Raw genomic sequence first — 25,964 nt, forward strand, 5'->3', positions numbered from 1 at the left:
CTCCCTCATCGTGTATACAGCGGCAGATGAATCACGAACCGGGCGCCGCCCAGCCGATCCTCGCGCGATTCGACGGTGATCGTGCCCTGATGCCCCTCGACGATGGTGCGCGCAATGGCGAGCCCCAATCCGGAGTGACGCCCGAAGGCTTCGCCGTCAGGTCTGACCGAGTGGAAGCGGCGAAAGATCGCATCGCGTGCGTCTGGAGGGACGCCCGGGCCCTCATCCTCGACACGAAGGACGACCTCCTGCGCGCCGCGCATGGCGGACAGCGTGATCAGGGCACGGTCGGGCGAGAAGGATACCGCGTTATCGATTAGGTTCTCGATCACGCGCTCGAGCCGGGCGCCTTCGCCGAGCACGACAAACGGGCCATCGTCGCTGCGGTCGAAGCGAAAACGGATATCTCGCTCGACGTCGCGTGCGAGGCGCTGGGATAGCAAGCCGTTGATCAGGCTGACCATATCGATTGGTTCGAACTTTGCCCGGCTAAGCTGTGCGTCGAGTCGCGACGCGTCGGAGATGTCGGAGATCAGCCGATCTAGCCGATGGACATCGTCTCGAACGATCGCCATCAGCTGCTCCTTGAGGGCGGGATCCTGCACGCGTGACAGACCTTCCACCGCGGACCGCAACGACGCCAGCGGGTTCTTCATTTCATGCGTAACATCGGCAGCGAACGCTTCGGTCGCGTCGATGCGGGCCCTGAGCGCCAGGCTCATGTCCGACAGCGCGCGGGCGAGCATGCCCAGTTCATCCCGGCGCGACGGCAGTCGAGGGACCACGACTTCGCGCGCGCGCCCGAGCCGCACCCGCACCGCCGCCCGAGCGAGACGGCGCAGGGGCCGGACGATGGTTCGTGCAAGGAAAAGCGACAGCAGCACGGACACGATCGAGACCAGCAACAGCACCATGCTCAGGCGGAAGCGTTCGATACGCACGGTGCGCGTGATGTCGCGCGCGTTCACCGTCGTCATCACCACGCCGCCGCCCGGCACGCGGGCCGCAGCCGTTATCACTGGGGTGCGGTCGGGCGCGCGCCAGACCGTCGTGGAGATGCCATGCCGCAACCGTACGTCCTCGACGTCGGGCCAGCCTTGCCGCGGGCCGCGTTCGCGGTAGAGCGGTGCGCGGGGCGCCATCACGACCACGTCGATGACCGCGTCGAGAAAGCGCGCGGCATCCTGCCCCCAGTCTTCCTTGTCCGGGTCGTGCAGCACGAAACTGCGCAGCCCCAGTGCGCGACTGTCCTTGATGATCTGCCCGTCGCGGTCGAAGACCCGGATCTGCGAGCCCGTGTCCTGCGCGAGACGGACGATGAGCGGCTCACGCAGCGCCGGATCGACCGCGGCGATTGCCTCGCCGATCAGCCGCGCCTCGCGTGCGGCCTGCGCGACGCGGCTGTCGACGATCCGGCTGCGATAGGAATCGAGGTAGAAGAAGCCGCCTGCGAGCAGCAAGAGCGCGAAGATATTGACGGCGAGGATGCGCCGCGTGAGGGAGATCTGACCCGACCAGCGTAATGTCAGGTCGCGACCGTCATCCTCGGTACGATCGCCCACGTCGTCGCCCGGATCGCTCCGTCCCATGCTAATCTTCGGAGAACCGATAGCCTGCCCCATACAGCGTTTCGATCGCGTCGAAATCTGGATCGACCTGTCGGAACTTGCGACGAAGCCGCTTTATGTGGCTGTCGATCGTCCGGTCGTCGACATAGATGTCGTCCTGATAGGCGGCGTCCATCAACTGGTTGCGCGTCTTGACGATACCCGGCCGCTGCGCGAGCGTTTCGAGGATCATGAATTCCGTCACCGTCAGTGTCACGGGTTCGCCAGCCCATAGGGTCCGGTGGCGCGCCGGGTCCATGCTGAGCCGCCCCCGGTCAAGCGGCCCGGCCGCCTCGGCCTCCGTCTCCGTGCCAGGCGAGCGGGTCAGCTCCGCGCGCCGCAGGATCGCCCGAACCCGCGCAATCAGCAACCGCTGCGAGAACGGCTTGGCGATATAGTCGTCCGCCCCCATCGCAAGGCCAAGCGCCTCGTCGAGCTCGTCATCCTTGCTGGTCAGGAAAATGACGGGAATCTGGCTCTTTTCGCGGAGGCGCCGCAACAGTTCCAGACCATCCATGCGGGGCATCTTGATGTCAAAGATCGCCAGATCGGGGGGATTGTCCGTCAAGGCCTTCAGCGCGGTCTCGCCATCCGAATAGACCCGCGTGACAAACCCCTCGGTCTGAAGGGCGATCGACACCGACGTCAGGATGTTTCGGTCGTCATCGACGAGCGCGATCGTTGCCGTCATGGTCTGGCTGTCATCTTCTTGGCGCCCGCCGGGATAAATCACGGGCTGCGTAGGGCAAAGTGCTAGCGTACTCAACCGGGGTACACCGGACCGCGGCGTGAGTTGCACGCCCTCCGGTCGATTTGACCCGGATCACAGGCCCGCTTAGATCGAGACTCAACGACATACATACGTATGCGCAAGTGTCTTATGGAGAGATGCCGTGTCTGATTTGCGAACGCCTGCCTCAGGGCTCGACGTGCAGGGAATTGAAACACGTGCGGAGGTGCACTGGAATCTGGTGACCGCGCAGCTGGTCGAAGCCGCGCTCGACCGGGGTGAGGGGCGTCTGTCCGCCGACGGGCCCCTGGTCGTCGAAACGGGCGCCCATACCGGACGTTCGGCTCAGGACAAGTTCATCGTCCGCGATGCGGAAACCGACGCGACCGTCTGGTGGGGCAAGAGCAACAAGCCGATGGCTCCGGCGCACTTTGCCGCACTGAAAGAAGATTTCTACGCCGCGCTGGCGCAGAAGAATACGCTGTTCGTGCAGGACCTATATGGCGGATCGCAACCCGATCATCGGGTGAATGTTCGCGTCGTCACGGAACTCGCCTGGCACAATCTCTTCATCCGGACGATGCTTGTCCGTCCGAAAGCGTCAGCGCTGAAAGGCTTTGAAGCCGACTATACGATCATAGATCTGCCCAGCTTCCAGGCGGATCCCGCGCGGCATGGCTGCCGCAGCGAAACCGTCATCGCGGTCAATTTCACCGATCGGCTTATCCTGATCGGGGGTACGAAATATGCAGGGGAGATGAAAAAGTCGGTCTTCGGCCTGCTTAACTACCTCCTGCCGCCGGCCGGGGTGATGCCGATGCATTGTTCGGCAAACATGGGCGCAAACGGCGATACCGCGGTGTTCTTCGGGCTTTCTGGCACTGGCAAGACGACCTTGAGTGCCGATGCCAGCCGAACGCTGATCGGCGACGATGAGCATGGCTGGTCCGATACCGCCGTCTTCAACTTCGAAGGTGGCTGCTACGCCAAGATGATCCGTTTGTCGGCCGATGCCGAGCCCGAGATCTTCGCAACGACAAAGCGGTTCGGAACGGTTCTCGAGAATGTCGTCATGGATCCCACGACGCGCCTGCTTGATCTTGACGATCACACGCTGGCGGAGAACAGCAGGGGTGCTTATCCGATCGACTTCATTCCAAACAGCTCGGCGGACAATATGGGTCCGGTTCCACGGAACATCGTAATGTTGACCGCTGATGCCTATGGTGTGCTCCCGCCGATTGCCAAACTGACGCCGGATCAGGCGATGTATCATTTCCTGTCAGGCTATACGGCCCGCGTCGCCGGCACTGAAATTGGCGTGACCGAGCCCGATGCGACGTTCTCGACGTGTTTCGGCGCTCCGTTCATGCCGCGGCATCCCTCGGCTTATGGTAATCTCCTGAAGGCACGGATCGCCCGCGGCGGGGTCGACTGCTGGCTGGTGAATACGGGTTGGACCGGGGGCAAATATGGTGTCGGCAGCCGGATGCCGATCAAGGCTACGCGTGCGCTTCTGAACGCTGCGCTGGACGGCAGTCTGAAGACTGCCGAATTCCGTACGGACCCTAACTTTGGGTTTCAGGTTCCGGTGAGCGTACAGGGCGTCGACGACGCCATCCTCGATCCGCGGACGACATGGGCAGATACCGATGCCTATGACGCGACAGCGGCGAAACTGGTCGATCTGTTTGTCGAGAATTTCGCGCAGTTCTCGGAGCATGTCGATGCCAGCGTGATGCAGGCCGCGCCGAAGGTGACCGAAGCCGCGTGACCACGCGCGCAGCCTGATAGAACTGCGCGTGCCGGATCGGGATTCGGCGTTGAGCCATTCCTGGTCCGGCCATTGAAATTGATCGGACCATCCGAGACGTTGCGACAATCGTCTACTGAGGTTCCACAGCCACCGCGCCGTCCATCACCGCGACAATCCTGACCCGCGTGCCGACCGCCGCGGCGGGCCCGCGTGCGGGCCAGCTGCCGTCACCGACAAGAACACGGCCTTGGCCACCAACGAGCGCCGTCTCGACGATCACGATCTGGCCGATCAATCGCGCCGCGCGGTCGTTCAGCAGCGGATCCCCGCCTTCGACCGGATAGTCATGATACCATCGTTTGCCGATCGTGACCGCGACCACACTCCAGACCGCGAAGGCGCCAAGCTGTACGGCGATCGGCAAGTCCGGCAGCGCGAACGCCATCACCCCGGTGAACGCTGCGGCGATCGCCAGAAAGACCAGGAAAACCCCCGGAACAGCCAGTTCCGCGATCCCCAACACCAGCGCAGCGATCAGCCATGCGACGGCCGGTCCGATCCCATACATCAGCTTTTCGGCACCTCGTTGGCGTTCGACAGTTCAAATGGTCCCTTAGGCGCGGGCTTCGCTTGCGAGGTGGTCGGCGGCACCGTGTCGCGCAGGGCATCCTTCGCAATCTCGCCAATGCCACCCAGCGTTCCCATCAACTGGGTCGCCTCGACGGGAAACAGGATTGTCTTCGCATTGGGCGAGGTGGCGAATTTGCCGATTGCTTCGACATATTTCTGCGCAATGAAATAGTTGATCGCCTGGGCACCGCCCTCTTCGATCGCCTGCGACACCGCCCGGGTGGCCGACGCTTCGGCAACGGCCGCGCGCTCGCGGGCCTCGGCATCGCGAAAGGCCGATTCCTTGCGGCCCTCCGACTCCAGAATCCGTGCCTGCTTCTGGCCCTCTGCCCGAAGGATTTCTGAGGCGCGTGCCCCTTCCGCGTCGAGGATGTTCGCGCGCTTCTCGCGCTCGGCTTTCATCTGGCGGCCCATGGCGTTGACGATGTCTGCTGGCGGACGGATGTCCTTGATCTCCACCCGGGTGATCTTGACGCCCCACGGCGTCGTTGCGTGGTCGACGACGCTCAGCAATCGCGCATTGATCTCGTCGCGCTTGCTCAATGTCTCGTCGAGATCCATTGAACCCATGACGGTGCGAAGATTCGTCGTCGTGAGCTGTAGCAGCGCCTGATACAGGTCCGACACCTCATAGGCGGCCTTGGCCGAATCCAGGACCTGAAAGAAGACGACCCCGTCGGTTGATATCATCGCATTGTCCTTGGTGATGATCTCCTGCCCGGGAATATCGATCACCTGTTCCATCATGTTCACCTTCCGCCCGACCCTGTAGAAAAACGCGGGATAGAAATTGAAACCGGGCCGCGCGACCGTCGTGAACCTGCCGAAGTGTTCGATCGTGTACTGATAGCCCTGACGTACGATCTTGATACTGGTCATCAAATAGAACAGCACCAGCGCTACTGCGAGCCCGGCGACAATCAACCCCATCGGAATATCCCCCATGCGTGTAGTGCCCGGCTATAGCACGCCGTTCGCAGAGGGGCCTAGCCGTACGCGCCCGATTTGGTTACATGGCGCGCCACCCCACACCCAGGATCGGCAGCTTTCATGGATATCCGCCTCGGCCTCACTTTCGACGACGTCCTTCTGTATCCGGGGGAATCGGACGTGCTGCCAAGCCAGGCGGACACGCGGACCCAGGTTACGCGGGGGATAGCCCTCAACATTCCGATCCTGTCCTCCGCGATGGACACCGTGACCGAAGCGGACATGGCGATCGTCATGGCCCAGCTCGGCGGTATCGGCGTGCTGCACCGTAACCTGACGATCGAGGAACAGGTTGTCGCGGTCCGTCAGGTCAAGCGGTTCGAATCGGGGATGGTGGTCAACCCGATCACGATCAAGCCGACTGCCACTCTGGGCGAGGCGCAGGCGTTGATGGCTGGCCACCGGATTAGCGGCATTCCGGTCGTCGAGTCGGATGGCAAGCTGGTCGGGATCCTAACCAATCGCGATGTTCGCTTCGCCGGTAACCCGCAGCAGCCGGTCAGCGAGCTCATGACGCACGAGAATCTTGCAACCGTGTCGACCGAGGTCGGCAAGGAGGAAGCGCGCCGGCTGCTGCACCAGCGTCGCATCGAAAAGCTGCTGGTCGTCGATGCCGAGTATCGTTGCGTCGGCCTCATTACGGTTAAGGATATCGAAAAGGCCGTCATGTTCCCCGATGCGACCAAGGACGAAGCGGGCCGCCTGCGTGTCGCAGCGGCGACGACCGTCGGCGACAAGGGCTTCGATCGCACGGAACAGCTGGTCGACGCCGGATGCGACCTGATCGTCATAGACACGGCGCATGGTCATAACCGCGACGTCGGGCGTGCGGTCGAGCGGGTGAAGAAACTGTCCAACTCGGTCCAGGTCGTTGCCGGCAACGTCGCGACGGGCGACGCGACCCGCGCGCTGATCGACGCGGGCGCGGACGGCATCAAGGTCGGCATCGGCCCCGGGTCGATCTGCACCACGCGGGTGGTCGCTGGCGTGGGCGTACCGCAGTTGACGGCCGTGATGGATTGCGCCGAAGCCGGTCACAAGGCCGGCGTACCGGTGATCGCGGATGGCGGTATCCGCACGTCGGGCGACATGGCCAAGGCGCTGGCCGCGGGCGCATCGACCGTGATGATCGGGTCGCTGCTCGCCGGGACGGACGAGGCGCCGGGCGAAACCTTCCTTTACCAGGGGCGCGCGTATAAATCCTATCGTGGTATGGGTTCGGTCGGCGCGATGGGTCGCGGGTCTGCGGATCGCTACTTCCAAGGCGATATCAAGGACCAGCTGAAGTTGGTTCCCGAGGGCATCGAAGGGCAGGTTGCGTATAAGGGCCCGGCACGTGACGTCGTCCACCAGCTCGTCGGCGGGATCAAGGCGGCGATGGGCTATACAGGATCGGCAACGATCCCGGATCTGCAGGCACGCGCGGAATTCGTCCAGATCACCGGTGCCGGCCTGATGGAGAGTCATGTCCACGACGTCACGATCACGCGCGAGGCCCCGAACTACCCGACGCGCTAGCATCGACGCCTCCCGATGCCGCCACGGGATCGGTAGGGCCCGCCGGCCGGGAATGCGGCAAGCGGATACCTGAAATCATTCCCTTCTGCGTCCGGGAGGGGGTAGGGGCAGGGGATGATGATGATCCCCTACCAAATCACTACCCGATATTGCGCAGTCCCGGGAGGCCGGCCTTGACCCCGTCGGCACGGACCCAGGCCGCGATCGAACTGCTTGACCAGATCATCGCCGCTGCCCGGGAGAGCGGCGCGGCAGCCGACACGCTCATCGCCCGCTACTTCGCCACGCGTCGCTATGCGGGGTCGAAGGACCGTCGCGCCGTGCGTGAGCTCGTCTATGCGGCGATCCGCAAGGCAGGGGATCGGCCTGAGGACGGTCGTGCCGCGATGCTGCTGGTCGCTGATGCCGACCCCGCGCTGGCCGCGACCTTCGACGGCTCGACCCATGCACCAGCGCCGATCGGCAAGGACGAACCACGCGCGCGCGCTGGCGTCGCCCCGCAATGGCTGACCAAGGCGTTGCGGGCATCGAGGCTCGATGGCGCGGCGCTCACCGATCTTGCGGGGCGCGCGACGCTCGACCTGCGGGTCAACACGCTCGTCGCGGATCGTCCCGCCGTGCTCGCCGCATTGCCCGAGGCTGAGGCGACACCGCACGCTCCCGACGGAATCCGGCTGCCGACCGGCACGAACGTCGAGGCATTGCCGCTGTTCAACGAGGGAGCGCTGGAAGTCCAGGACGAGGGCAGCCAGATCGTCGGGCTCGCGATGCAGGCCAAGCCCGGCCAAAGGATCGTCGACCTCTGCGCAGGCGCTGGCGGCAAGACGCTCGCGCTCGCCGCGATGATGGCGAACACGGGTACCGTCCTTGCCTGCGATACCGATCGTAACCGGCTGTCACGGCTGGCGCCGCGCGCGACGCGTGCGGGGGCCGTGATCATCGAGACGCAGTTGCTCAACCCGACCCGTGAGATCGAGGCGTTGAGCGAATGGGCAGGCCGTGCGGACGGCGTGCTCGTTGATGCGCCTTGTTCGGGAACAGGCACGTGGCGACGCAATCCCGAGGCGCGCTGGCGCCTGACGCCCGACCGCGTGTCCAGATTGCAGTCGACCCAACAGCAGGTCCTGTCGGTCGCGGCAACGCTGGTCAAACCGGGCGGTACGTTGGTGTATATCGTCTGTTCGCTGCTCGATGCGGAAGGCACGGACCAGGTTACGTGGTTCCTGGGCGCGCATCCCGGCTGGACGACCGCGCCGCTGTCGTTGCCCGCAGGCGCTGTCCACGGCCACGGGGTTCGCCTCGAGCCAGGCCGCGACGGCACCGACGGATTTTTTGTCGCGCGCCTTATCAGCCCATGCTAGCCAAACCCGCTGTGCCCCGCCTGGAGACCATCATGCGTTTTTCGACCGTTGCCGTTGCCGCCGCGCTGACGGTCGTGTCCGTATCGACGTCACTGAGCGGCCAACGGCCCGATACGCAGATTGATGCGCGGTCGTTGCAACTGCTCGCACAGGGGCGCAGCCTGAAGGCGGCCGGCAATCTCGACGGTGCGACCGACATGCTCGAAACCGCGGTCGCGGTGGATCCGCGCAATCGCGCGGCGTTCGTTGAACTGGGCAGAGTCGCAGAGGCGCGCGAACTGCCGGGCAAGGCGATCCGCCTTTACCGCGAGGCGCTGCTGCTTGAGCCCAACGACGTCACCGCGTTGCAGGGGCAAGGCAGTGCGCTGGTGATGAAGGGCGCGGTCGTCCGGGCCCGCGACAACCTCGCCAAGATCCGCACCATCTGCAAGGGTCAGTGTCCCGAAGCCGTGCAGCTTGCCGCGATCATCGCCAAGGGTCCGCCGATCACGACTGCGCAGGTCGTAAAGCCTGCGACCCCCGCCAAGGACTGAGCGGAACGACCTCAGCCGCTGACGGTGAGCGGCCGTGTCTTCGCAGCGCGCGCCAGTGCCACGAAATCCAGCACCGACAAGGTCTCTGCGCGTCGCGTCCCATCGATCCCGATCCGCTCCAGTGCATCGAGAGCACCAGGCACCGACTTCAGGCTCTGGCGGAGCATCTTGCGACGCTGGCCAAAGGCGGCGCCGGTCAGCCGTTCGAGCAGGGCGAAGTCGACACCCTTGGGCGCAACCTGTGGCGTGATGTGGACGACTGCGGACATGACTTTGGGTGGCGGCGTAAAGGCCGACCGGTGGACCGGCATCGCAATCCTCGACGCGCTTCGCCATTGCGCGAGCACCGCAAGGCGTCCGTAATGATCGCTGTTCGTGGTCGCAACGATCCGTTCGGCGACCTCTTTCTGGAACATCAGCGTCAGCGATTGCCACCATGGTGCCCAATCCGCCGACAGCCAGCCGACCAGCAAGGCGGTACCGACGTTATAGGGCAGGTTGGAGACGATGTGAGGTCTTGTCGTGAACAACGACGGCGCGTCGATCGCCAGCGCATCGCCCTCGATGACCGTCAACTGCCCCGGGAACGCGTCGCCCAGTTCGGCCAGCGCCGGGATACAGCGATGATCCCGCTCGATCGCCGTCACGCGCGCACCCGCCGCAAGCAAAGCGCGGGTCAGTCCACCGGGACCTGGGCCGACCTCGAGGACTTCAGCGTCGTGCAGATCACCCGGCACAGCGGCGATGCGCGCCAGTAATTGCCCGTCGAACAGGAAATTTTGGCCCAGCGCTTTGCTGGCATTGAGGCCGTGCCGCGCGATCACCTCGCGCAGCGGGGGGAGAACCGTTGCCGGGGCGATCATCGACTTTCGGTGCTTTGCGCGGCACGCCGATCGGACGCCTGGCCGGCCATCGCGATCGCCGCGATCATGGCACCCGGTTCGGCAAGGTCCTTACCGGCGATCGAGAATGCCGTGCCGTGGTCAGGCGAGGTGCGCACGATAGGCAGCCCGAGCGTGATATTGACGCCTTCGTCGAAATGGATGGTCTTGAGCGGCACGAGCGCCTGGTCGTGGTAGCAGCAGAGTGCCGCGTCATAGGTCGCCCGCGCGCGCGGGTGGAACAAGGTATCTGCCGCAAAAGGCCCGGTCGCGTCGATGCCCTCCGCGCGCAGCAGATCGATTGCCGGAGCGATGATATCAATCTCCTCACGGCCGAGCGCGCCCTGTTCGCCCGCATGCGGATTGAACCCGGCAAAGGCGAGCCTCGGGGCCGCAATCCCGAAGTTGCGAGTCAACCCGCGCGCCGTCGCCCGCCCCTTTGCGACGATCAGATCGACCGACAGCAGGGAGGCGACGTCGCCGAGCGGCACATGCGTCGTGATCGGCACGACACGGAGCGACGGGCCGGCAAGCATCATCACGGCATTCTCGCCCGCGACGCCGAACCGTTCAGCGACGAACTCCGTCTGCCCGGGATGGGTGAAGCCAATCGCGTAAAGCTTTGCCTTCGATACCGGCCCCGTGACCAGTGCGCGTGCTGCTCCGGTCTTGACCAGTCCCACCGCAAGCTCGAGCGCGTGCAAGGCGCAACGGGCGCCCTCGACATCCGGATTCCCGGGCACGATCTCGCCCGCGTCTTCGACGCTCAGCACCGGGAGCGCACCGGCGAATACCGTGGCCGTTTCGGTAGGATCCGCGATCCGGACCACGGGCCCGGACCAGACCCGCTCGACCGCCCGGATGTCGCCGATCGCAACGAACGGGGGCAGATCGTGCGCAACACGCGCGGACCAAGCCTTGGCGATGATTTCAGGTCCGATCCCCGCAGGGTCGCCCATCGAGACGGCGAGGGGGCGCGACTGCGGCATGTCAGAATCAGCGATATTCGACGACGGCGTCACGACGCAGATCCCGCAGCTTCTGCTGGGCGCGCAGATTGACGCGCTGCTGCTCGAGCTGTCCCTGGATCTGTTCCGAACTTGGCAGATTGCCTGACTGCGGATCGTCGCGTCCGCACAGGACGAGGGCGCGGACGCCCTGTTCGGCGGACCCGAATGGCGGGCTCGATTCGCCGACCTGTAGCTTGAGCATCACTTCCTGAAGCTGCGGCGGAAGATCGCGGATCCGGACCGTATCATTGTCGACAACGTCGGCGCCGATGCCCGCGGCGACCTTTTCGACGGTGCCGCACCCGCGCAGATCCTTCGTCGCCCTCGCGAACGCCTCGGCACGGGCTGCGGCCTGCGCCTGCGACGTATTGGGCGGGAAGCGCAACGTCAGCTGCTTCAGGCTGAGCCGCGCGTCGCGTGGGTCGGCGGTCAGCACCTGGCGCTTGTCGGTCAGGTACAGGATGGAATAGCCGCCCGACACCTCGATCGGACCGGCCACCTGGCCGACCTGCATCGACTGCGTCGCCTGGGCGAGCTCCGGCGGCAGCGTCGATGCGCGAACCCAGCCAAGGTCGCCGCCGACCGCGCGGGTCGACGCCTCGGAGAATTGCCGCGCATAGGTTTCGAACGGCTGCGTGCCCTTCTGGATTTCCTGGATCAGCTGGCGGGCATTGGCATAGACCTGTTGCCCGTTCGTCGCATTCCCGGCGAGGTAGATTTCCTTCAGGTTGAACTCGTCCGTACCTTTGGCCGCCTCGAGGCGGTCGATGATGCCTTTGACCTCCTCGTCGCCGACGTTGACGAAGGGCTCGACACGGCGCCGCAGATAGCGCTGCCAGGCCAGTTCGCCTTCGATCTGACGCTTGAGCGAGCGATCCGACGAGCCGGTCTGCCGCAGATAGGCCGCCATGGTGGCAGGGGTCCGGTTGAACCGCTTCGACACCGCGTCATAGCTCTGCGTCAGTTCGGCGGGCGTGATCGTGATGTCGGCGGTCTTTGCCTCCTGGATCTGCAGCGTCTCGTCGATCAGCTGCCGCAGGACCTGGAGCTTCAACCGATCGCGGTCTTCGGGAGAGAGCTTGGCGCCCTCATTGGCCATCGCGATCAAGGCGACGCGCTGATCGACGTCGGTGCCGGTGATCACGGAATCGTTGACGATCGCCGTCGGCTTGCGGACGTTCGGATCGACCTTGCCGAAGATCTGAAGGTTCGTCGGCAGGTTAAGCCCGGTATTGTCGGGCACGCTCTGATCGGACACGGTCTGGCCGGATCCTCCAGCGGGCGCGGGCGCAGGCGTTGGCGCGGTCTGGGCAATGGCGCTTGCGGTCAGTGCGGCAAGGACCACAGCGCCGATTACGCGGCCACCACGCGCCGTCAGTCGAACATCATGCTTCAAGGTGTCGGTATCCCATCATCGCGTATCATCGCGCGTGCCGCGCGGCCTACCCTGGCTTAGCTGAATGCGGGCTTAGCGGCCAAGATTGGTGAAGGCCAGCGTCAGCAGGAAACTGTTCCCCTTCCGCGCATCACCGGTATCGTTGTACGTCCGCCGCCACGTCGCGCCAAGCCGCAGGCAATCGTCTTCATACTGCACGCCGACGCGGTGGCGGATCGGGCTGAAACCGTCGCTGACCGACAGCGGATCTTCCGACTTGTTCGTCAAATCGACGACCCCCGATCCGAAGGCCGACCAGAACCGGGCAAACTGGACACGGCCGGCGACGCGGATCTCCTCGCGGTCGCGCAAATCCTCGATCGCGGCGTCGATGTTGCGGTTCAGCTTGAGATAGCCGACGAGCACATAGGTCGCGCGCGATCCGATCGTGGCGTCGATCTCGTTGCGGCGGATCGCCAGGCTGTCCTTGTCGAGCCGGTAGCGGTGCACCACCGAAACAAAGTCGCGGAACCGTAACTCACTGCGACCGACAATATCGGAGAACCGGTCGCTGAGCCCCGTACCGTCGGGCAGGATCGTCGGCCGCGTACCCAGGCGATAGCTCTGTCCGATATTCGTCGTGAAGGCGATCCCTGGAAGGTCGAGCGCCCACTCGCCGCCATAGGTGGCGCGTGAGGAATCCTCGAACCGGTCATACCCGGCAAAGCGGTTCAGTGCGAACAGGTTGGTATCGTCGAGGTCGACGGCGCGCGAATCCTCGTTGGGGATGCGCGTGTTGGCAATGCTCGGTGCGGCGACCAGCTGGACACGCGGCGTGAACCGCTGCGTGCCGCCGAGGAACGTGCCGATGAACGGCCATTTCACGTCCACGGCCGCTGCGCCGATCGCCCGCTTGTGAAATCCTTCGAGTCCGCGATAACTGACGATCGAGGTCGCGTCGGTGTTGTTCGTGTTATAGGCGTCGGCGCGGGCGAATGCCGTGAAGGTGACCTCCTGACCCCAGTTCGTCAGGCGCCGAAGATCCCATTGCGCGCTGGCGAACGCGCGCTGCGTGTCCTGTCCGTCGGTGCGTGTCAGCGCGAGCGTGTTGAGCTGGAGCTGGACGCGGCCCCCGACCAGTCCATCGTCGAAGCGCTTGCGATAGTCGATCTCGGGAAGCGCGATCGGCTGCTGACCCTGGCTGTCATTGACGCGCAGCGTCTGGACGTACCAGCCGGTCAGCGCGAAATAGCTGCTGTCGTCAATCCGCTCGAGGCTGGCCGTGCTGCGCAACCGGTCGTCGCGCGAGATGTCGTAGCGCCGCAGGAATGTCCGGTCGGTCGTCAGGCGGAGCGAGCCGCTGACACTCCAGTTGGGCGTCAGCTGATAGCGTGCCATGCCGTCGAGGTAGCCGCGGAACGCCATGCTGGTGTCCGCTGAATTTGCCGTGGTCAGATCGTCGCTTCGGCGGCTTTCGGTCGCATAGGCGCGCAGGCTGAACGCGCCCCTGGTGCTGAGCGCGGAATAGTCAGCCTGGAGCATCGGTAAGACGCTGGTGTAGAGGTGCGGCGTGACGACCAGGCCTTGGTTAGGCGCGAGCTTCACATAATAGGGAATGCTGACTTCGAAACCGTTGACCCGGCTATAGCCGCCATTGGGGGATAGCAGCCCGCTGTCGCTGCCGCCACCGACGGGATTGGAGAATTTGGGCAACGGCAGGCTGGGAAGGCCGAACAGGTGCAGCCGCGCGCCGGCATAGTAGATCCGCTTGCGGTCGGGGCGATAGGTGACGCTGACTGCGGTGATCTTCCAGGTCGGCTCCTTGGGGCACCCGGCCGAGTTCACGACGGCGCAGGGCGTATATGCGGCACTGCGCAGTTCGACCGTGCCATCGGCCTCGCGCGTCCCTTGCTTGGCGGCCAGCCTGCCGCCCTGTTCGAGCACGACGAGCATGTTGTCGACGACGCCGTCTTTCAGCGAGTCGGTCAGCTCGATCGAGTCGCCATAGGCAATGTCGCCCTGGGGGTTGGTGACCGCGATATTGCCCGTCGCAAGAACCTTGCCCGTCTTGCGGTTCCACACCACTTTGTCGGCGCGCAGCCGATCGCCCTGGCGGAACATGCGGACCTCGCCAGTTGCCGTGACGATGTCGGCGTCAGTGTCATATTCAAGACCGCTGGCGCTGAACTGCACCTGATCCGGATCCGTTGGGGTCGATGAGGTCGGCGGTTCCGGAAGGGGCGGCGCTGCCGGACGCGCCTGGAGATCCTGCGCGCGCGCGGACGCTGGCAGCAGTCCCGATGCGAGCAAGGCAAGCGACAGGGCGCAACCCGCCATAAGGTCGATACGCAACACGATCCGAACCAACCCCTTTTGGAACTGCGGCCGGTCGCCGCCATACCGCGCCGCCTATCGCATCGTCCGCGCGTTGCTGCAATCGCCGTGCGTCGGATCACGGCTATCCACAGCCTTGATCGGCCGCGACCTTGCTTTGCCGGCCTCGCAGCATCAGCTTAGGGGCATCTAGCCCAGTCTATTCAATGTTCTTCGAGGTCCCCATGCAGATCGATTTCACCCCCGTCGCCAAGCCCGATGCGGCCATTCTCGCCGTGCCCGTTGCCAAGGACGCATTGTCCACGACGCGATGGACCGCGATCGGTGACGGCGTCGAGGCGGTCGCAATGCAGGCAGCGGCCGCTGCCCGCTTCACCGGCGAAGCGGGGGCGATCATCGAGGTCTTCGTGCCGGTTGCGGGCACGGTTCGGCAGGTCCTGTTCGTTGGCGCCGGCGCAGGCAGCGATGCGGATTGGGGGAAAGCCGGAGGTGCGGTCACTGCGCGCCTGCTGACGTCAGGCGCCACCGCGGTGACGATCGACCTGGGTGCCGCCTCGACGCCCCCGAGTGCTGCGGCTGCCGCCCGGTTCGCCGCAGCGGCCCTGCAGCGCGCATGGCGTTACGACACGTATCGCACCAAGCTTGCCGAGACGTCGAAGCCCAGCTTGACGACATTCACGATCGCCGGTGCCCCCGAAGGCACCGACGCGGCATGGGCCGAGCAGGCCGCGGTAAGTGGTGGCATGGACCTGACGCGGTGGCTCGTCACATCGCCGCCAAACATCGTCTACCCCGAGAGCTTCGTCGAGAAGGTGACGAAGGACGTCGAAGGGCTGGGGCTCGAAATCACCGTCCTCGACGAAGCGCAGATGGCGGAACTCGGCATGGGTTCGCTGCTGAGCGTCAGCCAGGGCTCGCGACGCGAGGCGCGCCTGCTGGCGCTGAAATGGAACGGGGCCGCCGCCGACGTCCCGACGCTTGCCCTTGTCGGCAAGGGCGTGACGTTCGATTCGGGTGGTATCTCCATCAAGCCGGGCGCGGGCATGGAAGACATGAAGTGGGACATGGGCGGAGCAGGGGCCGTTGCCGGCGCGATGAAGGCGCTGGCGGCGCGCAAGGCCAAGGCCAATGTGGTCGGCGTCATGGGGCTGGTCGAGAACATGCCCGATGGCGCGGCGCTGCGGCCTAGTGACGTCATCACGTCGATGTCGGGCCAGACGATCGAAGTCCTGAACACCGATGCCGAAGGACGGCTGGTGCTTTGCGACTGCGTGACCTGGGTGCAGAAGACGCATCAGCCTGCGACGATCGTCGATCTCGCGACGCTGACGGGTGCGATGATTGTCGCGCTTGGCACCGAGAATGGCGGCATCTTCGCCAATGACGACGCGCTGGCGGACCAGTTGCTTGCGGCTGGGACGGCCAGTGGCGACACACTGTGGCGCTTCCCGCTGTCGCCGGCCTACGACAAGCTGATCGACTCCCCGATCGCGGACATGAAGAATGTCGGCCCGCGCGGCGCAGGGTCGATCACTGCGGCGCAGTTCATCAAACGCTTCGTCGACGAAGGCGTGAAATGGGCGCACCTCGACATCGCGGGCATGGTCTGGTCGGACAAGCCGGGAACCCACCACGATAAGGGCGCGACCGGTTATGGCGTGGGCCTGCTCGACCGTTTCGTTGCCGACAATTTCGAAGGCTGAACGTCACCTATCCCGTCATCCCGGCAGCGGTCGGGATGACGGGGGGGGCACTTGGGCGGCAGTCTGAACTCGGGGGATGAGCATAATGCAGGTCGATTTCTACCACCTGACCACCCCGCTCGACCGCGTCCTTCCGCGAATCGCCGAGCGCGTTGTGCAGACCGGCGGCCGCCTGCTTATTGTCGCCGAACCCGAGGCGCAGCGTGTCGCGCTCGATCGGCTCCTCTGGTCCTATGCGCCGGAGAGCTTCCTGCCGCATGCACATATCGGCGCAGGTAACGACGCGGCACAGCCCGTTCTGATTGCCAGCGACGTGACGACGGCCAACGCCGCGCGCAACGTTGCGATCGTCGATGGTCGCTGGCGGGACGCGGCGCTCGATTTCGAGCGGGTATTCCATGTGTTCGATGAAGAGGCGATTCGCGAGGCGCGGCTGGCATGGAAGACGCTGGGCGATCGAGACGGTGTCGAGCGTCGGTACTGGAGACAGAACGATGCCGGCCGCTGGGAGCAGGCTGCCTGAAATTGGACGGCATAGGCGTTGCTTTGGGGCCGATCCGCGCCTAAGCGCCGCGCATCCTATTTCCGTCAACACAGGAGCCCGTGACCATCATGGCCGCGAACCGTACCTTTTCGATCATCAAGCCCGATGCCACCCGCCGCAACCTGACCGGTGCGGTCACCAAGATGCTCGAGGAAGCCGGCCTGCGCGTCGTCGCGTCGAAGCGCATCCAGATGACCCGCGAGCAGGCCGAAGGCTTCTACGCGGTGCACAAGGAGCGCCCCTTCTTCGGTGAGCTCGTCTCGTTCATGATCTCGGGCCCCGTCGTCGTCCAGGTTCTCGAAGGCGACAACGCGATGCAGCGCAACCGCGACATCATGGGCGCGACCAACCCGGCGAACGCCGAGCCCGGCACGATCCGCAAGGAGCTTGCCGAGTCGATCGAAGCCAATAGCGTTCACGGTTCGGATTCGGACGAGAATGCCGAGATCGAGATCGCCTATTTCTTCAAGCCCGAAGAAATCGTCGGCTGATGCTCTGGCGGCTGCGACGCGCGACGGTGGGCGATGCGCCCGCCCTCTCGCTCGTCGGAGCCGCCTCGTTTCTTGACGCCTACGCAACAGCATTTGCGGGCGTCGACATCGTCGATCATTGTACGCGGAACAACAGCGTCGCGGTCTTCGAGGCATGGCTCGATGATCCGGCAACGATCGTGACGCTCGCCGAATATGAGCCGGGCCATGCCCCGATCGGCTATTCCGTACTTACGAAGCCTGCATTTCCTATCGACACCGGCCCTCGCGATATCGAACTGCGCCGCATCTACCTCATGAAGCAGGCGCAGGGATCAGGTCTCGGTGCCGCGTTGATGGACCGGGCGCTCGCTGACGCGGCCGAGCGCGATTACGCCCGTGTGTTGTTGGGTGTGTGGGGCTTGAACGCCCGCGCCCGCGCATTCTACGAACGCCAGCAATTCTCCGTGATCGGCACCCGGCCCTTCAGGGTCGGGACGACGCCGTACACTGATCCGGTTTACGCCCGTGAAATCTGACGGTCGCAGGGGCAGGGCGCCTCGCTAGCGTTGTTGGCGTTTCCATAACGCGTCCAGCTTTGCCTGATCGCCGCCACGTTGCCTAAGCTTCAGGCCTTCCAGTTTCAGCGACCGGCCAAACGAGAACATACCGGCTTCCGTACGCCAGATCACGTCGTAGATCCCGCTTGCCGAGCCCGAGACGTCGCCATCGGTATAGGTGACCGCAATGAGGACCGGCAACCGCCCGGTCTGATCGCCCTCGCCCCCATCGGTGGCTTTCAGCAAAGCCTTTTTGAACCAGTCACGCTGGATCTGATCCGTCAGGGCATCCTTGCGCTCGACGCTCAGCGCCGAGGGGAACGCGATCGTCGCCGTCTGGATCTCGTGCTTGTCGTCGCGCAGCAACATCAGCGAATCGCCATTCTCCGCCGCGACGGCACGGATTTCGAAGCGTCGGCTTTCGCGCTGTTCGCTGGCACGCGCGCTCGCCTTCTCGGCCTTGTCCGCGTTGCGCTCGGACCAGTTGCTCCACAGCGTGAGTGCCGCGATGAGCACACCGGCGACCGCGAGGACCTCTGCCAGCGTCACCCAGCGGCGGCGCGTTTCGGCGGCTTCACGCCGTTCGGTCGGTGTTTCGCGGCTCATCAGATGTCTGTTTTCGGCAGGACGTTCATCGTTTCACGAACTCGGCAAGCGTCTTGGGGTATAGCGCATGTTCCGCGGCCAGCACGCGATCTGCCAGCGCACCGGCGTCGTCGCCTGGCAAAATCGGGACTTCGGCCTGACCCAGCACGACGCCGCCATCGAGTTCCTCGGTAACCAGATGGACCGAGCATCCTCCCGTGGCATCGCCCGCCGCGATCGCTCTCGCATGCGTATCGAGCCCCTTATATTTGGGGAGCAACGAGGGATGGATATTGACGATCCGATCGCGCCATGCCGCGACGAATCCGTCGGAGAGCAGCCGCATATAGCCGGCCAGCGCGATGACCTCGACCGCGGCGTCCCGGAGCGCCCCATCGATCGCCGCCTCATAAGCCGGTTTGCCCAACCCGCGGGGAGACAGCGCAAACGTCGCTATCCCCTCGGCCTTTGCCCATGCGATGCCCGCCGCCTCCGGCTTGTCGGACGCGACGAGCACCACCTCATAAGGACAGTTCGCAGCGCGCGACGCCTCGACCAGCGCGATCATGTTCGATCCGCGCCCCGATACGAGCACACCGACGCGCGTTCTGTCAGCCATGAGTCGCGGTCCAGTCGGCGCGCGCGCTCCACGTGCCCGCCGAACCGCGCACGGTGCAGCCATGTGTCCCCGCCTCGATCCGCCCGATCGGGAATACCGTTTCGCCCGCGGCTTCCAGTGCAGCGGTGATCGTCGTCACATCGTTAGCGTCGACGATCGCGACCATGCCGACGCCGCAATTGAAGGTCCGTGCCATCTCCTCCGGTTCGATAGCACCCTGCGCCTGAAGGAAGGCCATGAGCCGGGACTGCTCCCAGGCATCCGCATCGACGATCGCATGAACGCCTTGCGGCAGAACCCGTGGAATATTTTCGAGCAAGCCACCGCCCGTGATATGCGCGAGGCCCTTGATGCGGCGCTCACGCAGAAGCGGCAGCAGGCCGGCGACGTAGATCCGAGTCGGCGCCATCAGATGGTCGATCAGCAGCTTGTCCTGATCGAACAGCGCCGGCCGGTCGAGTTTCCACCCGCGGTCGCTGGCGAGCCGGCGGACGAGCGAGAAGCCGTTCGAATGCACCCCTGACGACGCCAGTCCGAGCATCACGTCGCCCGCCGCGATATCGCGGCCGGTCAGCATGTTGGTCCGCTCGACCGCGCCGACGCAAAAGCCGGCGAGATCATAGTCGCCGTCCGCGTACATGCCCGGCATCTCCGCGGTTTCGCCGCCGATCAGCGCACAGCCGGCCGTCTTGCAACCCTCGGCGATCGACGCGACGACGCGCTCTGCGACTGCCGCGTCGAGTTTGCCACTGGCGTAATAGTCGAGGAAAAACAGCGGCTCTGCGCCTTGGACGATCAGGTCGTTGACGCACATCGCGACGAGATCGATGCCGACGCCGTCATGTCGGTTCCATTCGATCGCCAGCTTCAGCTTGGTGCCTACGCCATCGTTCGCCGCGACCAGCAAAGGGTCGACGAAGCCCGCCGCCTTCAGGTCGAACAGGCCACCAAAGCCGCCGAGATCGGCATCGGCGCCGGGTCGTCGCGTCGAGCGGGCAAGCGGTGCAATCGCGCGCACCAGCGCGTTGCCGGCGGCGATCGAGACCCCCGCTTGAGCGTAGGTATAGGGCGTGGCGGAGTCTGGCGTATCGGTCATGATCGGTGCTGCTAGCCACATCGCGCTTGGATTTCCACGTCTGCTTCGCCAAAAGGCCCGCGTGATGCGTATCCGTGCCCTTCCCACCGCGCTTGCCGGCGCCGCGCTGCTGCTTGGCGGCGGGGCCGTGCTCGCACAGATCGAGGGCGGCAGCCGTGGCGCAGCGCCCGTCGATAGCGGGAGCGCGTACGAGGTCAGCGGCGTCATTGTCGACGTCGCGGGCCCGTCCGCCGACGCTGCCCGCTATGGCGGCTGGCGACTTGCACAGCGCAAGGCCTGGGTGCAGTTGTCGAATCGGCTGGGCGGGGGCGGAGCGCTGGTGTCCGATGGCACGCTCGATTCGCTGGTTTCGGGTATCGTCGTCGAGAACGAACAGATCGGGCCGCAGCGTTACGTCGCCAAACTCGGCGTCCTGTTCGATCGTAGCCGGGCGGGATCGCTCTTGGGCATTTCGACCTATTCGGATCGGTCGCAGCCGATGCTCGTGATACCGGTCCAATGGTCGGGCGGCGTCGGGCAGGTCTTCGAACAGCGGACGGAATGGCAGCAGGCTTGGGCGCGCTACCGGACGGGCAACAGCAGCATCGACTATGTCCGCCCGTCGGGGTCCGGTCCCGATGCGCTATTGTTGAACGTCGGTCAGACGCAGCGGCCCGGCCGCGGCTGGTGGCGGACGATCATCGATCAATATGGCGCCAGCGACATTCTCGTTCCGGTCGTCACGCTCTATCGCCAATGGCCGGGTGGTCCGGTCATCGGGGTGTTCGAAGCACGTCATGGCCCCGACAACGCGTTGATCGGCCGTTTCACGCTGCGGGTCGGGACCCCGGACGGGCTGCCGCAGCTCATGGACACCGGCGTCAAGCGGATCGACGATCTGTACCAGCAGGCGCGGCGGAACGGCACGCTGCGGGTCGACTACAGCCTTTCGCCGCCACCCGCGCCCGATCCGATTGCGACTGAAACCGTACCGGTCGACGAAACGGCCGATGCCAATACGGCCGTCCTGACGGGGGGAACCGGCCTGTCGATCACCGTTCAGTTCGATACGCCCGCAGCGGCGGCCGTTACCTCGACGGAGGCGGCGCTGCGGGCGATTCCCGGCGTCCGGTCGGCCGCGACCACCAGCCTCGCGCTCGGCGGCGTGTCGCTGATGCGTGTCGCCTATGATGGCGATCCGGCAGCGCTCAAGGCGGCGCTCGAAGCGCGCGGCTATCAGGTATTCGGCTCGGGCCAGACCATCCGGATCCGCCGGACCGCACAGCTTCTTCCGCCGGACCTGCCCGCGGACAATGCGACGACAGGGTGAGCGCAGACCGAATGACTCAAATTGCGCTGCCGCTCGGTTGGCCGGCGGATCCCCTTGACGACGCCTTCCTGGTGACTCCTTCAAATGCCCGTGCCGCACAGACCCTCGAGCATTGGGCGACCTGGCCGGTCATGACCGCCATTCTTACTGGTCCGCGCAAGTCGGGTCGTAGCCTGCTCGCGCGGATCTTTGCAGCCAAGAGTGGCGGGACAATCATCGATGATGCCGAACGCGTCCCCGAGGCGCAGCTTTTCCACGCCTGGAATCGCGCGCAGGAAGAGCACAGGCCTTTGCTCATCGTCGCCGACGCGGCGCCGCCCGAATGGAAGGTCAAGCTGCCCGACCTGCGCTCCCGCCTTGCTGCGAGTCCGATCGCGACGATCGGCCCGCCTGACGACGAACTCATGCGGGTGTTGCTCGCACATTTGTTCGAGCGTCGCAACATCGATGCCCGGCCCGATCTCATTGACTGGCTCGCGTCGCGAATCGAGCGTAGTCATATTACCGTCACTCGAACCGTCGATGCGCTGGATCAGGAAACGATGGAACGCCGCAAGCGCTTGTCCATTAATCTTGCACGCACCACCCTGACCAAGGCTGGCCTGATCCTACGACCGCAACTTGCCCTTGATCTGCCGCTTTTCACGTCACCTTGAGCCCCTAGAGGACCGATGAACCGTCCAGCGCATATCGTCCGCCAAGCGGAAGACGACGACGATCCCATCGGCGCTCAGCCGAACGACCGATTTTTCAACCGTGAGCTTTCCTGGCTCGCGTTCAATCGGCGCGTGATCGAGGAGGCGTGCAATCCGGCGCATCCGTTGCTCGAACGGCTTAGGTTTCTCTCTATCTCGGGATCCAATCTCGACGAGTTCTTCATGGTGCGTGTCGCCGGACTGAAGGGTCAGCAGACGCAGGACGTTGATCGTCGCTCGGCCGACGGCTTGACTGCCGGGCAGCAGCTGACCGCGATCATCCGCGAAGCGGACGCGCTGATGGAGAGCCAGCAGGCGGTCTGGGGTGATCTTCGTGTGCTGCTCGACGAGGCGGGGCTGTTTGTCCTGCGCCGCGATGCCGTCGAGGGCGAAGCCGATGACTGGCTCGAAACACATTTTCGCGAGCAGATCTTTCCGATCCTGACCCCGCAGGCGCTCGACCCCGCCCATCCGTTCCCGTTCATTCCGAACCGCGGCCTGTCAGTGATCTTCGACCTCGTCCGCCGGTCGGACAACGAACCGGTCCGCGAACTGGTCATGTTGCCGCACACCATGACGCGCTTCGTGCGGTTGCCTGGCGAACCCGCGCGCTACGTCGCGATCGAGACGCTGCTCAAGCGGTTCGCACCCGTACTGTTCCCTGGCTATGAGGTTCTTGCCGCCGCGAGCTTCCGCGTCCTGCGCGACAGTGACATGGAGATCGAGGAGGAGGCGGAGGACCTTGTCCGCTACTTTGCCAACGCGATCAAACGCCGCCGCCGGGGCCGGGTGATCCGGCTCGAATTGGAAACCGGCATACCGGACGTGCTGGCAGCCGTGCTGAAGGACGAACTCGGCGGGGCCGAGGCAATCATCACCGAAAGCGGTAACCTGCTGGGCATCGTCGATCTCGACGGACTAGTTGAGGAGGATCGCCCCGATCTTAAATTCCCGCCCTTCACGCCGCGCTTTCCTGAGCGAATCCGTGAATTTGGCGGTGACTGCTTCGCAGCGATCAAGGCCAAGGACATCGTCGTCCACCACCCCTATGAAACGTTCGAGGTGGTGCTGGCCTTCCTGAAGCAGGCGGCGAATGATCCCGATGTCGTCGCCATCAAGCAGACGCTCTACCGCGCCGGCAAGCAACCGGCAGTCATCAACGCGCTGATAACCGCGGCCGAGGCGGGCAAATCCGTCACCGCGGTGGTCGAACTCAAGGCACGGTTCGACGAGGAGCAGAACATGGTCTGGGCCTCCGCGCTGGAACGCGCAGGGGTGCAGGTCGTCTACGGGTTCATCGACTGGAAGACCCATGCAAAGGTCTCCCTGGTCGTCCGCCGAGAGGGGCAGGCGTTCCGGACCTACTGCCATTTCGGTACCGGCAATTATCACCCCGTCACGGCCAAGATCTACACTGACCTCAGCTTCTTCACCGCCGACGCGGCGGTCGGGCGCGATGCCGCGCAGATGTTCAACTACATCACTGGCTATGTCGAACCGACGGACATGGCCCGTGTCAGCTTGAGCCCGCGGGATCTCCGTAAGAATCTGATGACTTTGATCGACGTCGAGATCGCCAATGCCCGCGCGGGGCGACCGGCAGGGGTCTGGGCGAAGATGAACTCGCTGGTCGACCCTGCGGTGATCGAAAAGCTGTACGAGGCAAGCGGAGCAGGGGTCGAAATCGACCTCATCATCCGCGGCATCTGCTGTCTCCGACCGGGTGTGCCCGGCCTGTCCGAAACGATCCGCGTCAAATCGGTGATCGGCCGGTTCCTCGAACATAGCCGTATCTGGGCTTTCGGAAACGGGAAGGCTTTGCCGAACGACGGTGCGAAGCTTTTCATCTCGTCCGCCGACTGGATGCCGCGGAATTTCGATCGGCGCGTCGAATATATGCTGCCGATCCTTAACCCGACGGTGCACGACCAGATCCTCGACCAGGTGATGGTCGCCAATCTCATCGACAACGAGCAAAGCTGGGAGCTAGGACCCGACGGCGATTATTCGCGCATCGATCCCGGCGATCGTCCGTTCAACCTGCATCGGTATTTCATGACCAATCCGTCTCTTTCCGGCCGTGGTGCATCGCTTGCCACGAGCGCAACCGTGCCGACGCTTTCGCTCCGTCGACAGCGATGAGCGTTACCAACCTCCTGTTCGGCACCGCGACGCCAAAGGTTGAGGTCGACGACCATCCGCGCACCGGGATCATCGACATCGGATCGAACTCGATCCGGCTCGTCGTCTATCAGGGGCCGCCCAGACTGCCGGCGATCCGGTTCAACGAGAAGGTGCTGGCGGGCCTCGGCCGCGGGCTAGCGGCGACGGGCACGATTGAAAAGTCGGCACTCAAGACGGCTAAGGTGGCGCTTGCGCGGTTTGCCGCGGTTGCGCGTGAGATGGAGTGTTCGACGCTACGGACGGTTGCCACGGCAGCGGTTCGCGATGCCCGGAACGGTGGTGACCTCATCGCCGCGGCAGAGGAGCTGGGGCTCAAGGTCGAGACGTTGTCGGGCGGACAGGAGGCGAGCGCTGCGGGCTATGGCGTGCTGTCTGCGATCCCTGAGGCGGATGGCATCGTCGGCGATCTCGGCGGCGGCAGCCTCGAGCTCGTACGCGTCCGCCGTGGCAAGATCGAGGACAGCGTCTCGTTCCCCCTTGGCGTCCTGCGTATCGGACCGATGCGGGCGAAGCGGGGCAAGGTGCTTGAGCGCCATGTGGCGCGGCTCGTGCGCGATGCCGGCTGGGCCGCACGCGGGCAGGGCCTGCCGTTGTATCTTGTCGGCGGGTCATGGCGGGCGCTGGCGCGGCTCGACATGGAGCTGTCGGACTATCCGCTGCCGATCATCCATCAATATCCGATGACTGCAGCGACCGTCACGCGCCTCAGCCGCACCATCCCGCAACTCTCCAAGCCGCGCCTGAAAGCCATTCCGGGCCTGTCGTCTGGCCGGATCGCGACGCTTGGGGATGCCGCCGCGTTGCTCGGCATTCTCATGCGCCAGCTTGGTAGCAAGACGACGATCGTCTCCGCCTATGGCCTTCGCGAAGGGCTGCTCTACGGCGACCTTAAGCCGGCGGCGCGGGCACTCGACCCCCTGATCGAAGCCGCACGCGAGGAGGGGCGACTGCTCGGCCGCTTTCCCGAACATGGCGATTTGCTCGATCGCTGGATCGCGCCGTTGTTCGTTACCGAACCCCATGCGGTGGCGCGCTTGCGCCACACCGCCTGCCTCCTCGCCGATGTGGGTTGGCGCGCCAATCCGGAATTTCGCGCCGAGCGCGGGGTCGAAGTCGCGTTGCACGGCAATTGGGTCGCGATCGACGCACCGGGTCGCGGCATGCTCGCCCAGGCCCTATATACCAGCCTTGGCGGTGACCTGGCCGCCGCAGATCCCGTGGAACGCCTGGCGACACCCGCAGAGATCCAGAGCGCGACGGCCTGGGGACTTGCGATGCGTCTCGGGCAGCGGATGAGCGGGGGGCTTGCAGGACCGCTCAAGCGCTCGCGCATCACCGATGACGGCGTATCGCTGACGCTTACGCTGCTACCCGCAGATCGCGGACTCTACGGGGAAGCCGTTGAGCGGCGACACGCGGCGCTTGCCGCGGCCGTCGGCCGGAAGCCTGTGCTCGCGATCGCCTGACCGGCGTC

The 25,964-nt window shown here is 64.9% G+C and carries 23 protein-coding genes; 12 read left to right on the plus strand and 11 right to left on the minus strand.

From position 1 onward, the window contains the following. Nucleotides 1-5: 5 nt before the first annotated feature. Nucleotides 6-1,589, minus strand: a complete 1,584-nt coding sequence (locus tag NEF64_RS10090; protein WP_056408340.1) for a sensor histidine kinase — start codon at nucleotides 1,587-1,589, stop codon at nucleotides 6-8. Nucleotide 1,590: 1 nt separating this feature from the next. Further along, the gene (locus tag NEF64_RS10095) at nucleotides 1,591-2,298 is read right to left on the minus strand and encodes a response regulator transcription factor (protein ID WP_031393404.1); all 708 of its coding nucleotides are present in this window, start codon (nucleotides 2,296-2,298) and stop codon (nucleotides 1,591-1,593) included. Between the two features lie 202 nt (nucleotides 2,299-2,500). Here NEF64_RS10095 and NEF64_RS10100 point away from each other — a divergent pair, with 202 nt between their 5' ends. Further along, complete coding sequence (locus NEF64_RS10100) at nucleotides 2,501-4,111, plus strand: phosphoenolpyruvate carboxykinase (protein WP_252573697.1); 1,611 nt, start codon at nucleotides 2,501-2,503, stop codon at nucleotides 4,109-4,111. 112 nt (nucleotides 4,112-4,223) lie between these two features. Here NEF64_RS10100 and NEF64_RS10105 read toward each other — a convergent pair whose 3' ends face one another. Both NEF64_RS10105 and NEF64_RS10110 read right to left on the minus strand, forming a co-directional pair. After that, a complete protein-coding gene (locus tag NEF64_RS10105; protein WP_056408334.1) occupies nucleotides 4,224-4,661 on the minus strand; it encodes an NfeD family protein in 438 nt (145 codons plus the stop codon). Further along, the gene (locus NEF64_RS10110) at nucleotides 4,661-5,653 is read right to left on the minus strand and encodes an SPFH domain-containing protein (protein WP_056408332.1); all 993 of its coding nucleotides are present in this window, start codon (nucleotides 5,651-5,653) and stop codon (nucleotides 4,661-4,663) included. Before NEF64_RS10110 ends, NEF64_RS10105 begins: the two co-directional genes overlap by 1 nt. Before the next feature lie 120 nt (nucleotides 5,654-5,773). On the opposite strand from NEF64_RS10110, the gene guaB reads away from it, so the two are divergent. From guaB to NEF64_RS10125, 3 genes are all read left to right on the plus strand, one after another. After that, nucleotides 5,774-7,231: an IMP dehydrogenase gene (gene guaB / locus NEF64_RS10115; RefSeq protein WP_031393400.1), complete on the plus strand. Its 1,458-nt coding sequence runs from the start codon at nucleotides 5,774-5,776 to the stop codon at nucleotides 7,229-7,231. A 173-nt stretch (nucleotides 7,232-7,404) separates the two neighbouring features. Next, a complete protein-coding gene (locus tag NEF64_RS10120) occupies nucleotides 7,405-8,592 on the plus strand; it encodes an RsmB/NOP family class I SAM-dependent RNA methyltransferase (RefSeq protein WP_252573699.1) in 1,188 nt (395 codons plus the stop codon). 32 nt (nucleotides 8,593-8,624) lie between these two features. After that, on the plus strand, nucleotides 8,625-9,125 hold the full coding sequence (locus NEF64_RS10125) for a tetratricopeptide repeat protein (RefSeq protein WP_031393398.1): 501 nt from the start codon (nucleotides 8,625-8,627) through the stop codon (nucleotides 9,123-9,125). A gap of 11 nt (nucleotides 9,126-9,136) precedes the next feature. On the opposite strand, the gene rsmA is transcribed toward NEF64_RS10125, so the two are convergent. From rsmA to NEF64_RS10145, 4 genes are all read right to left on the minus strand, one after another. Further along, nucleotides 9,137-9,988 carry a 16S rRNA (adenine(1518)-N(6)/adenine(1519)-N(6))-dimethyltransferase RsmA gene (gene rsmA / locus NEF64_RS10130; RefSeq protein ID WP_031393397.1) on the minus strand — a complete coding sequence of 284 codons (852 nt, stop codon included), beginning with the start codon at nucleotides 9,986-9,988 and terminating at the stop codon, nucleotides 9,137-9,139. Next, the gene (pdxA, locus tag NEF64_RS10135) at nucleotides 9,985-10,995 is read right to left on the minus strand and encodes a 4-hydroxythreonine-4-phosphate dehydrogenase PdxA (RefSeq protein WP_082446995.1); all 1,011 of its coding nucleotides are present in this window, start codon (nucleotides 10,993-10,995) and stop codon (nucleotides 9,985-9,987) included. The genes rsmA and pdxA overlap by 4 nt, the downstream gene beginning before the upstream one ends. A gap of 7 nt (nucleotides 10,996-11,002) precedes the next feature. Next, the gene (locus NEF64_RS10140) at nucleotides 11,003-12,346 is read right to left on the minus strand and encodes a peptidylprolyl isomerase (RefSeq protein ID WP_414711869.1); all 1,344 of its coding nucleotides are present in this window, start codon (nucleotides 12,344-12,346) and stop codon (nucleotides 11,003-11,005) included. 138 nt (nucleotides 12,347-12,484) lie between these two features. Next, on the minus strand, nucleotides 12,485-14,728 hold the full coding sequence (locus NEF64_RS10145; RefSeq protein WP_200912206.1) for an LPS-assembly protein LptD: 2,244 nt from the start codon (nucleotides 14,726-14,728) through the stop codon (nucleotides 12,485-12,487). A gap of 221 nt (nucleotides 14,729-14,949) precedes the next feature. Here NEF64_RS10145 and NEF64_RS10150 point away from each other — a divergent pair, with 221 nt between their 5' ends. The 4 genes from NEF64_RS10150 to NEF64_RS10165 all read left to right on the plus strand — a co-directional run bounded on the left by NEF64_RS10150 (nucleotide 14,950) and on the right by NEF64_RS10165 (nucleotide 17,981). Then, nucleotides 14,950-16,428 (plus strand): leucyl aminopeptidase, encoded by a 1,479-nt coding sequence (locus NEF64_RS10150; RefSeq protein ID WP_252574932.1) that lies wholly within the window; start codon nucleotides 14,950-14,952, stop codon nucleotides 16,426-16,428. 85 nt (nucleotides 16,429-16,513) lie between these two features. Then, nucleotides 16,514-16,951, plus strand: a complete 438-nt coding sequence (locus NEF64_RS10155; protein WP_031439002.1) for a DNA polymerase III subunit chi — start codon at nucleotides 16,514-16,516, stop codon at nucleotides 16,949-16,951. Between the two features lie 89 nt (nucleotides 16,952-17,040). Further along, nucleotides 17,041-17,463: a nucleoside-diphosphate kinase gene (gene ndk / locus NEF64_RS10160; protein ID WP_031439003.1), complete on the plus strand. Its 423-nt coding sequence runs from the start codon at nucleotides 17,041-17,043 to the stop codon at nucleotides 17,461-17,463. After that, complete coding sequence (locus tag NEF64_RS10165; protein WP_056408330.1) at nucleotides 17,463-17,981, plus strand: GNAT family N-acetyltransferase; 519 nt, start codon at nucleotides 17,463-17,465, stop codon at nucleotides 17,979-17,981. Before ndk ends, NEF64_RS10165 begins: the two co-directional genes overlap by 1 nt. A gap of 24 nt (nucleotides 17,982-18,005) precedes the next feature. Here NEF64_RS10165 and NEF64_RS10170 read toward each other — a convergent pair whose 3' ends face one another. From NEF64_RS10170 to purM, 3 genes are read right to left on the minus strand one after another with little or no spacing between them, the layout of a single operon-like run. Beyond that, nucleotides 18,006-18,608, minus strand: a complete 603-nt coding sequence (locus tag NEF64_RS10170; RefSeq protein WP_252573701.1) for a hypothetical protein — start codon at nucleotides 18,606-18,608, stop codon at nucleotides 18,006-18,008. Between the two features lie 25 nt (nucleotides 18,609-18,633). After that, nucleotides 18,634-19,206, minus strand: coding sequence for a phosphoribosylglycinamide formyltransferase (gene purN, locus NEF64_RS10175; RefSeq protein ID WP_056408321.1), 573 nt, complete (start codon nucleotides 19,204-19,206; stop codon nucleotides 18,634-18,636). After that, complete coding sequence (gene purM / locus NEF64_RS10180) at nucleotides 19,199-20,302, minus strand: phosphoribosylformylglycinamidine cyclo-ligase (RefSeq protein WP_056408317.1); 1,104 nt, start codon at nucleotides 20,300-20,302, stop codon at nucleotides 19,199-19,201. Before purM ends, purN begins: the two co-directional genes overlap by 8 nt. A 64-nt stretch (nucleotides 20,303-20,366) precedes the next feature. Here purM and NEF64_RS10185 point away from each other — a divergent pair, with 64 nt between their 5' ends. Genes NEF64_RS10185 through NEF64_RS10200 form a run of 4 tightly spaced genes read left to right on the plus strand, consistent with a single transcriptional unit; the run spans nucleotide 20,367 to nucleotide 25,956 of the window. Further along, on the plus strand, nucleotides 20,367-21,611 hold the full coding sequence (locus tag NEF64_RS10185; protein WP_056408745.1) for a heavy-metal-associated domain-containing protein: 1,245 nt from the start codon (nucleotides 20,367-20,369) through the stop codon (nucleotides 21,609-21,611). 11 nt (nucleotides 21,612-21,622) lie between these two features. Then, entirely contained in the window at nucleotides 21,623-22,267 is a 645-nt protein-coding gene (locus tag NEF64_RS10190) for a P-loop NTPase family protein (protein ID WP_031393385.1), read from the plus strand. Nucleotides 22,268-22,282: 15 nt separating this feature from the next. Then, nucleotides 22,283-24,448, plus strand: a complete 2,166-nt coding sequence (locus NEF64_RS10195) for an RNA degradosome polyphosphate kinase (protein ID WP_031393384.1) — start codon at nucleotides 22,283-22,285, stop codon at nucleotides 24,446-24,448. Beyond that, on the plus strand, nucleotides 24,445-25,956 hold the full coding sequence (locus NEF64_RS10200; protein ID WP_056408315.1) for a Ppx/GppA family phosphatase: 1,512 nt from the start codon (nucleotides 24,445-24,447) through the stop codon (nucleotides 25,954-25,956). Before NEF64_RS10195 ends, NEF64_RS10200 begins: the two co-directional genes overlap by 4 nt. Nucleotides 25,957-25,964 lie beyond the last annotated feature (8 nt).

The sequence above is a fragment of the Sphingomonas aerolata genome, assembly GCF_023935825.1.
Taxonomy (GTDB): Bacteria; Pseudomonadota; Alphaproteobacteria; order Sphingomonadales; family Sphingomonadaceae; genus Sphingomonas; species Sphingomonas aerolata.

Bases quoted from the DNA above. Each gene is read 5' to 3' on its own strand.
- NEF64_RS10090 (WP_056408340.1), bottom strand. From the start codon at position 1,589: ATGGGACGGAGCGATCCGGGCGACGACGTGGGCGATCGTACCGAGGAT.
- NEF64_RS10095 (WP_031393404.1), bottom strand. From the start codon at position 2,298: ATGACGGCAACGATCGCGCTCGTCGATGACGACCGAAACATCCTGACG.
- NEF64_RS10105 (WP_056408334.1), bottom strand. From the start codon at position 4,661: ATGTATGGGATCGGACCGGCCGTCGCATGGCTGATCGCTGCGCTGGTG.
- NEF64_RS10110 (WP_056408332.1), bottom strand. From the start codon at position 5,653: ATGGGGTTGATTGTCGCCGGGCTCGCAGTAGCGCTGGTGCTGTTCTAT.
- guaB (WP_031393400.1), top strand. From the start codon at position 5,774: ATGGATATCCGCCTCGGCCTCACTTTCGACGACGTCCTTCTGTATCCG.
- NEF64_RS10125 (WP_031393398.1), top strand. From the start codon at position 8,625: ATGCGTTTTTCGACCGTTGCCGTTGCCGCCGCGCTGACGGTCGTGTCC.
- rsmA (WP_031393397.1), bottom strand. From the start codon at position 9,988: ATGATCGCCCCGGCAACGGTTCTCCCCCCGCTGCGCGAGGTGATCGCG.
- pdxA (WP_082446995.1), bottom strand. From the start codon at position 10,995: ATGCCGCAGTCGCGCCCCCTCGCCGTCTCGATGGGCGACCCTGCGGGG.
- NEF64_RS10145 (WP_200912206.1), bottom strand. From the start codon at position 14,728: ATGGCGGGTTGCGCCCTGTCGCTTGCCTTGCTCGCATCGGGACTGCTG.
- NEF64_RS10150 (WP_252574932.1), top strand. From the start codon at position 14,950: ATGCAGATCGATTTCACCCCCGTCGCCAAGCCCGATGCGGCCATTCTC.
- NEF64_RS10155 (WP_031439002.1), top strand. From the start codon at position 16,514: ATGCAGGTCGATTTCTACCACCTGACCACCCCGCTCGACCGCGTCCTT.
- ndk (WP_031439003.1), top strand. From the start codon at position 17,041: ATGGCCGCGAACCGTACCTTTTCGATCATCAAGCCCGATGCCACCCGC.
- NEF64_RS10165 (WP_056408330.1), top strand. From the start codon at position 17,463: ATGCTCTGGCGGCTGCGACGCGCGACGGTGGGCGATGCGCCCGCCCTC.
- NEF64_RS10170 (WP_252573701.1), bottom strand. From the start codon at position 18,608: ATGAGCCGCGAAACACCGACCGAACGGCGTGAAGCCGCCGAAACGCGC.
- purN (WP_056408321.1), bottom strand. From the start codon at position 19,206: ATGGCTGACAGAACGCGCGTCGGTGTGCTCGTATCGGGGCGCGGATCG.
- purM (WP_056408317.1), bottom strand. From the start codon at position 20,302: ATGACCGATACGCCAGACTCCGCCACGCCCTATACCTACGCTCAAGCG.
- NEF64_RS10185 (WP_056408745.1), top strand. From the start codon at position 20,367: ATGCGTATCCGTGCCCTTCCCACCGCGCTTGCCGGCGCCGCGCTGCTG.
- NEF64_RS10190 (WP_031393385.1), top strand. From the start codon at position 21,623: ATGACTCAAATTGCGCTGCCGCTCGGTTGGCCGGCGGATCCCCTTGAC.
- NEF64_RS10195 (WP_031393384.1), top strand. From the start codon at position 22,283: ATGAACCGTCCAGCGCATATCGTCCGCCAAGCGGAAGACGACGACGAT.
- NEF64_RS10200 (WP_056408315.1), top strand. From the start codon at position 24,445: ATGAGCGTTACCAACCTCCTGTTCGGCACCGCGACGCCAAAGGTTGAG.